The sequence below is a fragment of the Streptomyces sp. NPDC057616 genome (assembly GCF_042800575.1).
Lineage (GTDB): Bacteria > Actinomycetota > Actinomycetes > Streptomycetales > Streptomycetaceae > Streptomyces.
This window is the reverse complement of record NZ_JBHVGU010000001.1, coordinates 318,457-333,050: the sequence shown is the minus strand read 5'-3', so window position 1 is coordinate 333,050 and position 14,594 is coordinate 318,457. Positions and strand designations below refer to the sequence as shown.

Annotated in this window: 16 protein-coding genes; 7 read left to right on the top strand and 9 right to left on the bottom strand. The window is 71.6% G+C overall.

Annotated features, from left to right (window positions below; genetic code table 11):
- Positions 1-23: 23 nt before the first annotated feature.
- From chvE to ACFU97_RS01545, 4 genes are all read right to left on the bottom strand, one after another.
- Positions 24-1,130, bottom strand: a complete 1,107-nt coding sequence (gene chvE / locus ACFU97_RS01560) for a multiple monosaccharide ABC transporter substrate-binding protein (protein WP_384249345.1) — start codon at positions 1,128-1,130, stop codon at positions 24-26.
- Positions 1,131-1,258: 128 nt separating this feature from the next.
- Positions 1,259-2,239: a hypothetical protein gene (locus ACFU97_RS01555; protein WP_384249343.1), complete on the bottom strand. Its 981-nt coding sequence runs from the start codon at positions 2,237-2,239 to the stop codon at positions 1,259-1,261.
- Between the two features lie 114 nt (positions 2,240-2,353).
- A complete protein-coding gene (locus ACFU97_RS01550; protein WP_384249341.1) occupies positions 2,354-3,358 on the bottom strand; it encodes a zinc-binding dehydrogenase in 1,005 nt (334 codons plus the stop codon).
- Positions 3,355-4,518 (bottom strand): mandelate racemase/muconate lactonizing enzyme family protein, encoded by a 1,164-nt coding sequence (locus ACFU97_RS01545; protein ID WP_384249339.1) that lies wholly within the window; start codon positions 4,516-4,518, stop codon positions 3,355-3,357. The genes ACFU97_RS01550 and ACFU97_RS01545 overlap by 4 nt, the downstream gene beginning before the upstream one ends.
- A 312-nt stretch (positions 4,519-4,830) precedes the next feature.
- Between ACFU97_RS01545 and ACFU97_RS01540 the strand changes: the two genes are divergently transcribed.
- Entirely contained in the window at positions 4,831-5,634 is an 804-nt protein-coding gene (locus tag ACFU97_RS01540; RefSeq protein WP_384249336.1) for a hypothetical protein, read from the top strand.
- 131 nt (positions 5,635-5,765) lie between these two features.
- On the opposite strand, the gene ACFU97_RS01535 is transcribed toward ACFU97_RS01540, so the two are convergent.
- Positions 5,766-6,203: a MarR family winged helix-turn-helix transcriptional regulator gene (locus ACFU97_RS01535; RefSeq protein WP_384249334.1), complete on the bottom strand. Its 438-nt coding sequence runs from the start codon at positions 6,201-6,203 to the stop codon at positions 5,766-5,768.
- A gap of 99 nt (positions 6,204-6,302) precedes the next feature.
- Here ACFU97_RS01535 and ACFU97_RS01530 point away from each other — a divergent pair, with 99 nt between their 5' ends.
- Together ACFU97_RS01530 and ACFU97_RS01525 are read left to right on the top strand one after the other, a co-directional pair.
- Positions 6,303-7,301, top strand: a complete 999-nt coding sequence (locus tag ACFU97_RS01530; protein ID WP_384249331.1) for an NADP-dependent oxidoreductase — start codon at positions 6,303-6,305, stop codon at positions 7,299-7,301.
- A 97-nt stretch (positions 7,302-7,398) separates the two neighbouring features.
- Positions 7,399-7,818 (top strand): organic hydroperoxide resistance protein, encoded by a 420-nt coding sequence (locus ACFU97_RS01525; protein WP_384249329.1) that lies wholly within the window; start codon positions 7,399-7,401, stop codon positions 7,816-7,818.
- A gap of 80 nt (positions 7,819-7,898) precedes the next feature.
- Here the strand turns inward: ACFU97_RS01525 and ACFU97_RS01520 are convergent, their stop codons facing one another.
- On the bottom strand, positions 7,899-9,050 hold the full coding sequence (locus ACFU97_RS01520) for a serine hydrolase domain-containing protein (RefSeq protein ID WP_384249327.1): 1,152 nt from the start codon (positions 9,048-9,050) through the stop codon (positions 7,899-7,901).
- Between the two features lie 197 nt (positions 9,051-9,247).
- Between ACFU97_RS01520 and ACFU97_RS01515 the strand changes: the two genes are divergently transcribed.
- A complete protein-coding gene (locus tag ACFU97_RS01515) occupies positions 9,248-10,111 on the top strand; it encodes a hypothetical protein (protein ID WP_384249324.1) in 864 nt (287 codons plus the stop codon).
- Between the two features lie 43 nt (positions 10,112-10,154).
- Positions 10,155-10,940, top strand: a complete 786-nt coding sequence (locus ACFU97_RS01510) for an EI24 domain-containing protein (RefSeq protein WP_384249321.1) — start codon at positions 10,155-10,157, stop codon at positions 10,938-10,940.
- On the opposite strand, the gene ACFU97_RS01505 is transcribed toward ACFU97_RS01510, so the two are convergent.
- A complete protein-coding gene (locus ACFU97_RS01505) occupies positions 10,930-12,171 on the bottom strand; it encodes a pyroglutamyl peptidase (protein WP_384249318.1) in 1,242 nt (413 codons plus the stop codon). The two genes, ACFU97_RS01510 and ACFU97_RS01505, sit on opposite strands and share 11 nt — an antisense overlap.
- 75 nt (positions 12,172-12,246) lie before the next feature.
- The gene (locus tag ACFU97_RS01500; protein WP_384249315.1) at positions 12,247-13,203 is read right to left on the bottom strand and encodes a LysR family transcriptional regulator; all 957 of its coding nucleotides are present in this window, start codon (positions 13,201-13,203) and stop codon (positions 12,247-12,249) included.
- A gap of 49 nt (positions 13,204-13,252) precedes the next feature.
- Here ACFU97_RS01500 and ACFU97_RS01495 point away from each other — a divergent pair, with 49 nt between their 5' ends.
- The gene (locus tag ACFU97_RS01495; RefSeq protein WP_384249312.1) at positions 13,253-13,642 is read left to right on the top strand and encodes a RidA family protein; all 390 of its coding nucleotides are present in this window, start codon (positions 13,253-13,255) and stop codon (positions 13,640-13,642) included.
- Positions 13,643-13,666: 24 nt separating this feature from the next.
- Positions 13,667-13,996, top strand: coding sequence for a YrdB family protein (locus ACFU97_RS01490; RefSeq protein ID WP_384249309.1), 330 nt, complete (start codon positions 13,667-13,669; stop codon positions 13,994-13,996).
- Positions 13,997-14,005: 9 nt separating this feature from the next.
- Here the strand turns inward: ACFU97_RS01490 and ACFU97_RS01485 are convergent, their stop codons facing one another.
- Positions 14,006-14,584: a TetR/AcrR family transcriptional regulator gene (locus tag ACFU97_RS01485; protein WP_384249306.1), complete on the bottom strand. Its 579-nt coding sequence runs from the start codon at positions 14,582-14,584 to the stop codon at positions 14,006-14,008.
- Positions 14,585-14,594 lie beyond the last annotated feature (10 nt).

Below are 14,594 nucleotides of genomic sequence, written 5' to 3'. Positions count from 1 at the left end.
GGTATGACCGACAACGACCAGGGCTACTGAAGCTCGCTCGCCTTGTAGTAGCCGGTGTCGACCAGTTCCTTCTGGTAGTTGGTCTTGTCGACGCTCACCGGCTGGAGCAGCATCGCCGGGACGACCTTGGTGCCGTTGTCGTAGGTCTTGGTGTCGTTGGTCTGCGGCTTCTTGCCGTTGAGCACGTCGTCGACCATGCCCGCGGCCACGTCGGCGAGCTTGCGGGTGTCCTTGTAGACGGTCTGCGTCTGCTGCCCGGCGATGATCGACTTCACCGAGGCGAGCTCGGCGTCCTGGCCGGTGATGACCGGCAGCGGCTTGCTCGAGGAGCCGTAACCGTCGGACTTCAGCGCGGAGATGATGCCGATGGAGATGCCGTCGTAGGGCGAGAGCACCGCGTCGACCCGGCCGCTCTTGTACGACGAGGTGAGTATGTCCTCCATGCGGTGCTGGGCGGTGGTGCCGTCCCAGCGCAGCGTGGTGACCTTGGTGAGCGCGGTCTGGCCGGACTTGACGACGAGCTTCTTCTTGTCGATGTACGGCTGGAGCACGCTCATCGCGCCGTTGAAGAAGTACTTGGTGTTGTTGTCGTCGTTGGAGCCGGCGAACAGCTCGATGTTGAAGGGGCCCTTGCCGTTCTCCAGGCCCAGCTTGTCGACGATGTAGTTGGCCTGCAGCTCGCCGACCTTGGTGTTGTCGAACGACGCGTAGTAGTCGACGTTCTTGGTGCCGAGGATCAGGCGGTCGTAGGAGATCACCGGGATCTTCGCGTCGGCGGCCTGCTGGAGCACGTTGTTCAGCGACTTGTTGTCGATGGCCGCGACGATCAGGCCCTTGACGCCCTGCGTGATCAGGTTCTCGATCTGCGAGACCTGCTGGTCGGGGTCGTCCTCGCCGTAGACCAGCTTGGTCTTGTAGCCCTTGGCCTGGAGGTCCTTGACGACGTTGTTGCCGTCCGCGATCCAGCGCTCGGACGACTTGGTCGGCATCGCGATGCCGATGGTGCCGCCCTTGGCGCTGCCCGTGTCCTCCTTGCTGCCGCCCTCGCTGTTCTGACCGCAGGCGGTCAGCGTGAGCGCGAGGGAGGCGGCTCCGGCTATGAGGGTGAGGGCGCTTCTACGAGTGCGCATGGTGATCGTCCCTGTTCTTCTCTTCGGTGAGATGTTCGAGCGAGGTCGGTGAGCGCCCCGAGGGGCAACGCCCCAAGGGGCGCGGGGAACTGCGCGACCAGCCACGCACGGCCCGCAGCCCCCATCGGTCATCCGGTGGCACCGCCGGCGGGGAAGCGGTTCAAGCCCCCCGGCATCCGGGATCCGAGCGGAGCCATGTCGCCGTCCGCCCCGTGCCGGGCAAGAAGGTCAAGCGCCAAACGCCCCCTCCGCACCCGCTCCCGGGCGGTGTCCAGGGTCACGTCCCGCAGGTGGGTGCCCCACGGGTAGATGCCGGGAGCCTTGGACAGGCCGAACTTCAGATAGAGCGGTGCGCCGCGCCGGATCAGCTCGGCGACCTCGTACATCCGGACGTAGCCGCCGAGGTCGTCGGGGGCCTCGATGTACATGTCCATGGGGGCGGCGGAGACCCGCCGTATCTCGGTGAGGTGATCGAGCGTCAGGTCGCTGGGCACGTTGACCGAGTCGGCGCCCAGGTGCTCGAAGACCGCGTAACTGGCCGGGTTGACCGGCCCGATGAGCGCGGACACCTTCAGGGTGGTGTCGGCCGGGATGATCCCGGCGATGCGCGCCCGGTGCAGCGTCCACAGCACGCCCTCGTCGGCCACGAGCAGGCACTTGACGCCCAACTCCGTTGCTCGGACGGCGTCTTCGACGCAGCCGGCGACGGCGTCGTGGCCCCGTGCGCGCAGTCCGGCCCCCCGCGAGTCGGAGCGCACGGAGGCGCCGATGTCCCAGCTGCCGCGCGGGCCCGTGAACAGACAGAGCTCGATGTCGCGTTCGGCCGTGGCCTCGACCATCTCGGTGATCTCGGCGTCGGTCAGCATCCATACGCCGCTGCCCTGGCTGATCCGGTGGATCGGCACGTCCAGGCGCGAGGACTCCTTGAGCACGACGGCCAGCGCTTCGGGACCCTCGCACGAGGGGATCTCGGTGCGCCAGCGGCCGCCGCCGGGGAAGGTGTGCGGCGAGGCGTCGGCGGGGTCGAGGGCGGGCGCGCCCAGGCCGAGCGCGGAGAGCACCTGCTCACCAGGTCGGCGGGCCGCCGTGGCGGAAGCGTCGGTCGTCACAAGCTGTCCTTCGTGTTCGATATTTCGGACAAGGTTCGCGGCTCGGGGTGAAAAAAAGGACTTGGGTGTACGCCGGTACGGGGACCGTCAGGTCGCCCCCGTACCGGCGTACGGCTAGGGGCGGAGCAGCACCTTGCCCACCTTCGGATCACCGGACCCGACCAGCTCGATGGCCTGCGGGAAGGCGTCCAGCGGCAGTTCGTGCGTGACGAGCGGCAGCGGGTCGAGCAGACCGGCCGCGAACACCCGCACCGTGTGCGCCCAGGCGTCCGGCGGCGCCCCGAAGACGGTGTGCACCTCCAGCTGCCGGACGACCAGGTCGGTCGGGTCGAGGCCCTCGGCGCCGGGCGCCGGGATGCCCGTCAGGACCAGGCGACCACCGCGCCGCAGCAGACCGGCGGCGGTACGGGCCGCGTCCGCGGAGCCGGCGGTCTCGATCACCACGTCGAGGTCGCCGGGCAGCTCCTGGTCCTTGGTACGGAACTCGGTGGCACCGAAAGTTCTCGAAAGCTCCGCGCGGTCGGGTCGCGTCCCCACCACGAGCAGCTCGCCGGGCGAACCGGCCCGCAGGAACTGCACGGCGAACATGCCGAGCGTCCCCGTGCCCACGACGCCGACCCGCTCGCCGGGCCGGGCGTTCGCCTTGATCGCCGCGGCGGCGATGCATGCGGCGGGCTCCAGCAGGGCGGCGGCCGTCAGGTCGGCGTCGTCCGGCAGGACGTGCAGCAGCCGGGCCGGCAGGGTCAGCGTGCCGGCCATCGCGCCCGGCTGGGTGAACCCGGTCTCCTCGTACCCCGCGGTGCACAGCGTGGTCTCGCCCGCGTGACAGCGGTCGCACACCTGGCAGTTGCGGAATCCCTCGCCGACGACCTTGCGGCCCACGAGACCCGACGGCACCCCCGCGCCGACCGCCGCCACCGTCCCGGACCACTCGTGGCCGGGCGTGAGCGGGTAACGCACGTACCCCTCGGGCCGGTTGCCCTGGTACACCTCGCGGTCGCTGCCGCAGATGCCGACCGCGTGGACGCGGACGAGGGCCTCGCCGGGGCCGGGGTCACCGGGCGTGTGGCCGGTGAGCCGGTGCTCGCCGGGTCCCTCGACGACGATCGCCGTGCTCACTGGGCGCCCTTCGGGCTGCGCTTCTCCCAGCCCTCGGCCCACAGGTCGAACCGGGCCTGCTGCTGCGGGAACTCGGCCGCCGCGTCGACGTCCAGCTCGACGCCGAGGCCGGGCGCGTGCGAGAGGTGGAAGCAGCCGTCCTCCGGGTCCACCTGCGGCGCGCCCTTGACCACCTTCTTGATCTCCGCGTCCGCGAAGTCGTTGAAGTGCTCCAGGATCTTGAAGTTGGGGGAGGTGAAGCCGACCTGGAGCGAGGCGGCGGTGAGCACGGACCCGCCCACGTTGTGCGGCGCGACGAGCATGTAGTGGGTCTCGGCGGTCGCGGCGAGCTTGCGGGTCTCCCAGATGCCGCCGATGTGGCCGACGTCCGGCTGGATGATGTCGACGGCCTGGCTCTCGAACAGCTCGCGGAACTCGATGCGGTCGTGAATGCGCTCACCGGTGGCGACCGGCATGTCGACCTTGGCGGCTACCTTCTCCAGTGCCTTGAGGTTCTCCGGCGGTACGGGCTCCTCCAGCCACGCGGGCTTGAAGGGGGCGAGCTCCCTCGCCAGCCGGACGGCGGTGGCGGGGGAGAACCGGCCGTGCATCTCCAGCATCAGCTCGGCCTCGGGCCCGATCGCGTCGCGCACGGCCTCGATCAGGGAGACGGCGTAGAGGGTCTGCTCGTGGTCGAGTTCGAAGTGCCCGGTGCCGAAGGGGTCGATCTTCAGGGCCCGGTAGCCGCGCTCCATGACGCCCTGGGCGGCCTTGTGGTACGCCTCGGGCGTCCGCTCGGTGGTGTACCAGCCGTTGGCGTACGCCTTGACCTTGTCGGTCACCTTGCCGCCCAGCAGCTGCCAGACGGGCACGCCGAGGGCCTTGCCCTTGATGTCCCAGCACGCCATCTCGATCACCGCGATGCCGGACATCACGATCTCGCCGGCCCGGCCGTAGTCGCCGTACTTCATCCGGCGGACGAGGTCTTCCACGGCGAACGGATCGGAGCCGAGAATGTGGTTGGCCTCCGCCTCCCGCAGGTAGCCGATCAGCGCGTCGGTGTGGCCCAGCATGCGGGTCTCGCCGACTCCCGTGATCCCTTCGTCGGTGTGCACCTGGACGTAGGTCAGGTTGCGCCAGGGCGTCCCGACCACGTGTGTGCTGATTCCGGTGATGCGCACGGCAGTTGTCCCTCGCTGGTTCGGCGTCTCTTCGATGTCCTGTCGAGCATGTTCGATATTTCGTCACACGTTCGAAATGCTGGCGTGACAGTAAGGACGGGGCGGTAGGGGTGTCAATGGGTCGAACAGATAACGGTTTCGACACTGCTTTCGGTGCGCTTTTCGGCGGCGGTTTCGGTGCCATCGGGGGAGATGCCCGACACGCCCTGCCGGACGACCTCAACTCGCCGCGCCGGAACGGGTAGTTCCCCACACAACTTTCACAGCTGTGACTATGACCGTTACCAGAGAGGAACTTAGTCTTCCGGCGTCATGGATTACTGCCACCCGTGCCGACGGCACCTCAATGGCGCCCTCGCCTGCCCGGGGTGCGGCGCGCAGCTCGAAGAACTCCGCGCGCACGCGGAGCAGACCGGTGTGCGCGAGCACGGGGGTGTGGCGTACGGGACGGGTCCCGAGGACCCGTACAGCGGCGCGGAGAGTCATGCCTCCGGCGAGGAGGACGACGAGGACGCGGGCGCGGACGACGCGGATGCGCCGGTCGGCCGTGCGGCCGCGCGGCGCGCGCAGGGGCGGGGCCGCGGACGCGGGCGTGGCGGCCCGGCCGCCGAGGGCCCCGCGGGTGCCGCCAGTCGCCGTGACCGCAAGGCGGCCGCCCATCGCCGCAGGCGCCGCCGGATTCTGCTGATCACCGTGGCCTGCGCGCTCGCGGCCGGCGGTCTCAGCCTCGCCGAACTGGGCGTCGACGCCCCCTTCTCGGCCCCCAAGCCGGCCGCGGCCGGCGACGAGTCGGCGGAGGGTGCGGCGGCGTCGGAGGTGGGCAAGACCAAGCCGGGTGACGGCAAGGCGGGAGCGGGTTCGGCGACGGACGTCCCGTCCACGGGTGCGTCCCCCTCCCCGTCGAAGTCCGCGAAGGACAAGGCGGACAAGGACAAGACCGACAAGGACACGCAGTCCGCCACGGCGACCGTGAACCCGGCCCCCGCGACCTCGGCCCCGGCGGCCTCGCATCCCGCGACGACCCCGACCCCGACCGCGGCCCCCACCACGGCGGCCCCGACCCCGACCCCCACCCCGACCCACACGTGCAAGCGGTTCCTGTGGTGGTGCAGCTGAGGCGACTGGTCGCCTCGGCCCGTCCGGCGTTTGAGGGCGAGGTCCGTCCAGGGCCGAAGCGGGGGTCCGGGGGCGGTGGCCCCCGGGTCACGGCCACTGCAGCGCAGGGTGCCGCCACGACCGCCGGACGGCTACGCCGCCAGCATCCGCCGTAGCAAATCCCGCAAAGACCGGCGCTCCTCGTCCGACAGGCCGGCCAGCGGCTCGCGGGCGAAGCGGAGGCCGTCACGCAGCTCGCGGGCGACCCGCAGGCCGTCGTCCGTCGCGGCGGCCAGCTTCACCCGCCGGTCGGCCGGGTCCGGCCGGCGCTCGACGAGACCTCGCGACTCCAGGCGGTCCACGATCCCGGTGACGTTCGACGGCTCGCACTTCAGCTTCTGCGCCAGCTTCCGCATCGGCAGCGGCTCCAGCGACAGCAGGCTCAGCAGCCGCGCCTGTGCGCCGGTCAGCGCGTGCTCGCCGGCCGCCTCCTCGTAGTCCGCGTAGAACCGGGACACGACGTCGCCGATCAGCTCGACGACCTCCATGGTCAGCGCGTCGGGACGGCGGGTCTTCTCAGGCGTGGGCATGGCACCAGGATACCTCGTTACTTGACAACCTGAAATATTCAGGCGCATGGTTGTTTCAGTTACTGAAACATTTCCCCCACGTCCGGAAAGGCGCTCCTCATGATCAACCGCGAATGGCACCTGCTCAGCCGTCCCGTCGGCTGGCCCAAGCCCGAGGACTTCGCCCTGGTCGAGACCGAGGTCCCGACGCCGGGTCCGGGTCAGGTGCTGGTGCGGAACAAGTACCTCTCGGTCGACCCGTACATGCGCGGCCGCATGAGCGACGCCAAGTCCTACGTCGCCCCCTTCGAGCTCGGCAAGGTCATGCAGGGCGGCGCGGTCGGCGAGGTCGTCGCCTCGAACGCCGACGGGATCGCGGCCGGCGACCACGTCCTGCACGTCTTCGGCTGGCGCGAGTACGCGGTCATGGACGCCAAGAACGCCGTCAAGGTCGACCCGGAGGCCGCGCCGCTGAGCACGTACCTCGGCGTCCTCGGCATGACGGGCCTGACGGCGTACGCGGGCCTGCTGCGGGTCGGCGCCTTCAAGGAGGGCGACGCGGTCTTCGTCTCCGGCGCCGCGGGTGCCGTCGGCAGCCAGGTCGGCCAGATCGCGAAGCTCAAGGGCGCCTCGCGGGTCATCGGCTCGGCCGGCTCCGACGAGAAGGTCAAGCTGCTCGTCGAGGAGTACGGCTTCGACGCCGCCTTCAACTACAAGAACGGCCCCGTGTGGGAGCAGCTGAAGCAGGCCGCCCCGGACGGCATCGACGTCTACTTCGACAACGTCGGCGGTGAGCACCTGGAGGCCGCGATCGGCGCCCTCAACCTCAAGGGCCGCGCCGTGATCTGCGGCATGATCTCGCAGTACAACGCGACCGAGCCGACTCCCGGCCCGCGCAACATGGTCAAGATCCTGCAGAACCGCCTGCGCGTCGAGGGCGTTCTCGTCGGCGACCACTACGACCTGCAGCCCCAGTTCGTCCAGGAGGTCGGCCCCTGGGTCGCCTCGGGGCAGCTGAAGTACCGCGAGACCGTCGTCGAGGGCATCGGCAACAACCTGGAGGCGTTCCTCGGCGTCCTGCGCGGCGACAACACCGGGAAGATGATCGTCAAGCTCTGAGCCCTTCTCCTAGTTTCCGGCATGCGGTAACTTCTTTCCGAAACCGTCGTCGATCGTGGGCGCGAGTCGCGGCGGATCCGAGGAGGAAGACAACCGCATGTCCATCCAGCAGACCGACGTCCTCTACACCGCCGTCGCCACCGCCGAGAACGGCCGCGACGGCCGGGTCGCCACCGACGACGGCAAGCTCCACGTCGTCGTCAACCCGCCCAAGGAGATGGGCGGCAGCGGCGCCGGCACCAACCCGGAGCAGCTGTTCGCGGCCGGCTACAGCGCCTGCTTCCAGGGCGCGCTGGGCGTCGTCGCGCGCCAGGAGAACGCCGACATCTCCGGCTCGACGGTCACCGCGAAGGTCGGCATCGGCAAGAACGACGACGGCTTCGGCATCATCGTCGAGATCTCGGCCGAGATCCCGAACGTCGACGCCGCCGCCGCGCGGGGCCTGCTCGAGAAGGCCCACCAGGTCTGCCCGTACTCGAAGGCGACGCGCGGCAACATCACCGTGACGCTGGTCTGACACCGTCGTTGCTACGACGGGGGCCGCACCCTTGGACGTGGGGTGCGGCCCTTTTCGTCGCCCGCGGAGCGCGCGCCGGGTCAGAGGTTCAGCGCCGCCGTGTGCGCCGCGCGCACCAGCCGCTCGTTCTCCGGCGCCGCCCCCTCCGGGCAGGCGCGACGGCGCCGGGTGTAGCCGTAGGCCAGGCCGCTGCGCGGGTCCGCGAACGCCTGTGACCCGCCCGAGCCGCTGTGCCCGAACGCGCCCGCGCCCAGGAACGGGTACCAGGTCTCGGCCGTCGCCTGGAAGCCGAGGCCGAACGCCAGATGGGTGCGGGTCACCAGGTCGTGGCCGACCGAGTGGATCTGCCCGACCTCGGCGACGGCGTCCGGCTTCAGCAGCGGCGGCCGCCCGGCCACCTCGCTGATCGCCGCGGCGTACATCCCGGCGAGCCCGCGCGCCGCGGCCACCCCGCCCGCCGACGCCGGCCCCCTGGCGCGTACGCGACGGGAGTTGGGGTGCTCCGCCGGCTCGCCCGCCCCGGGCACATGGGTGTTGAAGGCGATCGAGGCGAGCATGTGCGGCCCCTGCGGCGTCGCGTCCAGCACGGCCTGCTGCTTGGGCGTCGGGGCCATCGGCTGCACGGACCGGAAGCGCGGCTCCAGGGCCTCGGGCAGTCCCAGGTGGAAGTCCAGGGCGTACGGCGCCCGTATCCGGTCCTCGTAGACCTCCTGGAGGGTGTGGCCGGTGGCGCGGCGCACCACCTCGCCGGTGAGCGCGCCGATGACGAACACGTGGTGGCCGAAGGCCGTGCCCGGACGCCAGAACGGGCGCTGGTCGGCGAGCCGTTCGGCGATCACGCGGTCGTCGGCCAGCTCCGACTCGGTGAACCCGCCGTCGAGGCCGATCAGTCCGGCGCGATGCGTGAGCAGGTCGCGCAGGGTCAGCGCCGCCTTGCCCTCCGCCCCGAACTCCGGCCAGTAGTACGTGACTCTGCGGTCCAGTTCGAGCGTGCCGTCCTGCACGAGCAGCGCGACGACCAGGTGGGCGGCGCCCTGGGTGGAGGCGAGCACGCCGTACAGGGACTCGGCGTCGTTGCCCTCGCCCGCCCACAGGTCGACGGCCTTGCGCCCGTGCACATAGGCGCACAGCTGTCCTTCGTAGTCCGGCAGTTCCCCCGCGACGAACGCGGCGAACTCCTCCCGCACCGCTTCGAAGCCGGTCGCGACGGTGCCGTGAATCTCTCGCGTCATCCGTTCTCCTCAACCTCGGCCGCCGTTCACCTGCGCCGGGCAGCACGTAGACCCGTACGGCGAGGCGGGCCGGATCGACTCAACCGCACCAACCGGGAGTTCGGGTCACGGATGCCCCGGGCGGCACGTCGCCGGGCTGTGAATGGGGGCATCCTGAGGTCGAACGCCGGCCGCCGACCGTGAGCCGAGGAGAGCCCATGGCAACGATCCCTTCGCTCCCGAGCAGGGACGACATGCTGCGCATGGCCCGCAGCACCACCGACATCACCGGCCAGCTCCTGGACACGGCCGGGAACATCACGAAGATCGCCATCAACACCTTCGACCCGCGCGACGGTTCGGGCACCGAGGTGCTGCGCGTGTTGCGCGAGACCACCGCGGAACTGGCCGAGGCGAGCGCGTCGCCCCAGGCGCAGGAGGCGTTCTACCGGATCGTCGACACCCTGACCCGGCTGGGCACGAGCGGGGCGCCGCTGGCGGTGCATCCGGTGAGCGAACCGGCGCAGGCGCTGCTGACCGCGCTCGGCGACAGCCTGCTGCCGGTGCTGGACGCGGTGGAGCCGGCCGTCGAGGAGTTCGCGGACGCGCTGGGCGACCTGGTCGAGGCGACCTCGCCGCTGCTGCCCGCGGCGGCGGGCGTGGCCGCCGGGGCGCTGCTCGCCGTGACGCCGGTGCTGCGGACCGCGGCGGACGTGCTGCGCGACTCTTCTCCCGAACTACGGCGCGTCGCCGACGCGTTGACGGCCGCGCTGGCTCCGCTGATGCCGCTGCAGGTGGCCCTCGCGGAGCGGGCGGCCGCCGCCGGGGCGGGGCTCGTGCGGGCCACGCTGCCGCCGCTGGCCGATCTCGCGGAGGCGGCGGCCGCCACCACCAAGGCGGCGCGGCCGCTGCTGGTGGCGGGGGAGGAGATGCTGGTGTCGGGGCTGGAGCAGATCCAGCCGGCGCTGCTCGCGGCCGCGGCCCGGGCGGGGCGGGTCGTACGGGCGGGGGCGGTGCGGGTGTCCGCGGCGGTGTCGCCCGCGGCGGAGCAGGGGGTCGTGGTGGCCGTGACGCCCGTGTAGTGCTCCTCGCGGACCGGCAGGCCGGCCTCGGTAGAGTTTCCCCATGCGCGATCTTGGGGCCGGCTTCACCTATCTCCTGAAGGGCCAGCGATGGGTGGCCCGGCACGGGAAGCAGTACGGGTTCGGGCTGCTGCCCGGGCTGATAACCCTCGTCCTGTACGCGGCGGCGCTGGTCGCGCTCGGGATGTGGGGGGAGGACGGCGTCGCCTGGGCGACGCCCTTCGCGGACGGCTGGGCCAGTCCGTGGCAGGGGCTGTTCCGCGGGTTCCTCACCGCCGTCCTGTTCGCCCTCGGCCTGCTCCTCGCGGTCGTCACGTTCACCGCGGTCACGCTGCTGATCGGCCAGCCCTTCTACGAGAACCTCTCCGAGAAGGTCGACCGTGACGTCTCCCCGGACGGCACCGCCCCCGAGTCCGGCCTGCCCCTGTGGCGCGAACTGTGGATCTCGGGCCGCGACAGCCTGCGGATCGTGGTCCGCGCGCTGCTGTGGGCCGTCCTGCTCTTCGCCCTGGGCTTCCTCCCGTTCGTCGGGCAGACCGTCGTCCCGGTGATCGGCTTCTTCGTCACCGGCTTCTTCCTCACCGAGGAGCTCGCCTCGGTGGCCCTCCAGCGCCGCGGGGTCGACCTGCGCGAGCGCCTGGGCCTGCTGCGCTCCCGCAAGACCCTGGTCTGGGGCTTCGGCACGCCCCTCGGGCTCGCCTTCCTTGTCCCCTTCGTCGCGGTGTTCCTGATGCCGGGCGCGGTCGCGGGTGCCACGCTGCTGGCACGGGAGCTGCTGGGCGAGGAGATCCAGGAGGACGAGTCCGAAGGCGAGCGGGTCACTTCCTGAGGGTCGCGTCCGCCGCCACGATGATGATCGCCCGGGCCTGGGCGACGATGTCCAGCCGGTTCCGCACGAACTCGGGGTCGGTGATCTCCGTCGTGTTCCCGCTCGCGAACTGCAGCACGGGCGTGTGCACATGGCCGCCCGGCAGCATGTCGTGCAGCCCCAGCCGGTCCCGCAGCAGCGTCGCGCGATAGGCGATCTCGTTGGAGAGGTAGTCGCCGCCGCCTCCGGCCCGCGCCGTCGAGCCGGGCGTCGGCCCGTCCGGCCGTACGACCGGATCGGTGCCGCCCGCCGGGATCTCGGTGACCTCCGTGTGGTCGAACACCGGGAAGCGGCCCGTGTCCGCCGCCACGATCTGCCGGTACGGCAGGGTCGTCGTCGTCCACTGCGGCTGTGTGGCCGGGTCGGTCACCGGGACGGTCTCCGTGCGGCCGACGTTGTCGTTGTCCGGGAAGCCGCCCCGCCAGGCCCCGTTGGTCCGCTCGACGTCGAACCGGCCGACCCGCCCCTGGCTGATGGTCGTGAAGAGGTCCACCTTCCCGAGGTACGGCCGCAGCGTCCGCTCCACGGTCCCCTCGGTGAAGTCCTGCCAGCGCACCGGGAACACGACCGTCTCGATCCGCGCCGGACCGTGCGCGGTCCGGATCACCGTGCCGTCGAGGGCGAGCGCGGTGGCGCCGGAGGGGTTGGAGATACGGATGTCCCGGTCCAGCGTGAAGGGGTCGAAGCCGGTGACCAGGATCCGCTTGACCGCCTTGGCGTGCGGGAGGCGCACGTCCGTCTGCCCGCGCGAGGTCCGCTCCAACTCGTCCAGCAGGCGGGAGCGTTGGCTGTCGGTCAGGGCGAACCCCGGCTCCCAGGTGCGGACCTCCCGCGTCAGGCCGAGCCGCGCCCAGTACAGCGGGCGGTCGTCGTCGCGGCTGAGGTCGCCGCCCGCCGGGCCCCGGCCCTGCACCCGGTCCACGGCCCGCCGCCACAGCGCCGATCCCTCGCGGACGATCGTGCGGCGGGCGTCGCCGTAGGAGCGTGCCGTGCCCAACTCGGCCGCCAGGCGCGGTGCCGCGTCGTCGAAGCCGGAGCGGCGGAGGATCTCCTGGGGTGCCGCCTTGTCGAGGCGCTGCTCCTCGACGGTCGGTGACGGGGCGGTCCGCGCCGTCGCGGTGGTCGCCGGGGCCGCGAAGGCGGCCATGAGTGTGAGTCCGAGAATGCCGATCCGAACGCGTAGGGAGTTCAAGGCCTTCGGGTCCTTCCGTCGCCGTCGTGGGGGAGCGTGGTGCGGACGGTCGGAGTATCACCCGGGCGGAGTGGTCTACGCCATGGGGCCGTTGAGGCATGTGGGAATCCTGGCCACCGCCTCCCGCAGCGCCCCGACGAACGCCTCCGCGGCCGGGGACGCCGAGCGGCCCCGCACCGTCGCCGCGTACACGGCCCGCGCCGGGGCTCCCTCGTCGAGCACCGGCAGCAGGGCGACGTCCGGGCGTACGGACTCGGCGGCCAGGGCCGGGACCAGGGTGACGCCCAGGCCGGCCGCGACGTAGCCCTGCTTGGCGGTCCACTCGCCGACGACATGCGCCACGCGCGGGCGGAAGCCCTGGCGCAGGGCCGCGTCCAGCAGGGTGCCCTCGGGACGCGGGCTGCCCGATATCCAGTCGGCGTCGGCGAGTTGGCCGAGGCGCACCGGATGCCCGCGGGCGGCCAGGGGGTGGCCGGCGGGGACCGCGACGTACAGCGACTCGTCGAGGAGGTGGTGGAGTGCGTACGCGTCCAGGGGCGCGCCGCCGGTCGTCGAGACGACCGCCAGGTCGAGGTGGCCCGCGGTGAGGCGCTCCAGCAGCCCGGGGGTGAAGCCCTCCTCGCGGGCGATCCGGACCTGGGGGTGGCGGGTGCGGAACGCGGCCAGCGCGTGCGGGACCAGGGCCGCGTCGGCCGTGGCGAACGCCCCGAACCGCAGCCGTCCGCCCGCCACTTCTTGCAGCTGCCTCAGGTCACGCGCGGCGCCGTGCACCGTCTCGACGACCGTCTCCGCGCGCGGGACCAGCACCCGGCCGGCCTCCGTGAGGCGCACACCGCGCGGCAGCCGGTCGAAGAGCTGCGTCCCGCCCAACGCCGCCTCCAGCGCGGCGACTTGGCGGGAGACCGCGGACTGCGTCCAGCCGAGCTGCCGCGCCGCCACCGTGAACGAACCGGTGCGGGCGACCTCCAGGAACACCCGCAGCCACAGGGTGGACAGATCCGGTTCGTGATGCGTCTTCGGCATGCCAGCCATGCTAGACATTCGCTTGTGGCATCACGCGGCGCCCGCCTAGCGTCGGCGTATGAAGGTCACTCTCGACAATCCGCCCGGCGCGCCCCAGCCCGCCAGCCCCTACTACTCGCAGGTCGCCCGCGTCGAACACGGCGACGGCAGTGCCCTGTTGTTCGTCTCGGGCCAGATCGCCGAGGGCGACACGCTCGCCACGCAGACGCGGGGCATCTTCGAGAGCCTCGTCGCGCTGCTCGCGGCACACGGCGCGACCCTCGAGCACGTCATCAGCATCCGCTCGTACCTCACCGACATCGGCAAGCTGCAGGAATACGGCTCCGTACGACGGGAGTTCCTCACCGGGACGCCGCCCACGAGCATGACCTTCGAGGCCGCGCGGCTGTTCCGCCCCGAGGCGCAGATCGAGATCGAGATCGTCGCCGCCGTGCCCGCCCCGGAGTGATCCCTTCCGGGCGATACTTCGGCCATGAAGGCTGCGAACCTCGGGGTCCTCTTCCTCATCGAGCTCGGCGCCCTCGCGGCCGTCGGGTTCTGGGGCTTCACGCTTGACGTGGCGACCCCGCTCGGCTGGCTGCTGGGCCTCGGCGGCCCGGCCGTACTCGTCGTGCTGTGGGCGCTGTTCGGCTCGCAGAAGGCCACGTACAAGACGCGCGGCGCGGTCCGCGTCGGCTTCGAACTGCTCTGGTTCGGGGCCGGCGTGGCCGCTCTGTGGGCCGCCGGGGCGGTGGGCTGGGCGATCGCCTTCGCCGCCGTGTGCGCCGTCAGCAAGACCCTCGCCGTCGTCTGGCACCAGTAGCGCGGCGGTTCAGGTCTCCTCGCCCAGCAGCGCCAAAAAGTCCCGGAACGCACCCGGCATGTCCACCGACTCCGGGTCCAGCAGCCACTGGTACTGCAGGCCGTCCATGACGGCGACGAGGAGCGGGGCGGTGCGCTCCGGCGTGAGGCCGTTCGGCAGCCGCTCGCCGTACTCGGCGCGCAGCACCCCCGCCATGCTCGCGCGCACCTGGCGGTAGCGGCCGGTGAAGTACTCCCGTGCCGGGTGCCCCTCGGTGACGCTCTCGCCCAGCAGCGCGGAGAAGGTCTGGATGATGCCGGGCCGCATCGCGTTGTACTCCACCAGTGAGGCGAGCAGGTCGACCCGCCACTGCGTGGCCGGCACCGCGTCCCACTGGTCGCGCTCCTCCAGCACGGCGACCAGCAGCGCCTCCTTGGTCGGGAAGTGGTGCAGCAGGCCCTGCTGGGTGAGCCCGACCCGCTCCGCGACCGCGGCCAGGCTGGTGCCCCGGTAACCGCGCTCGGCGATCACCTCCAGCGCCGCCCGGACGATCTCCGCGCGCCGCTCCTCGCTCCTGACCCTGGCGTTCATGGCGTCACCGTACGGCATCCCGATTCAC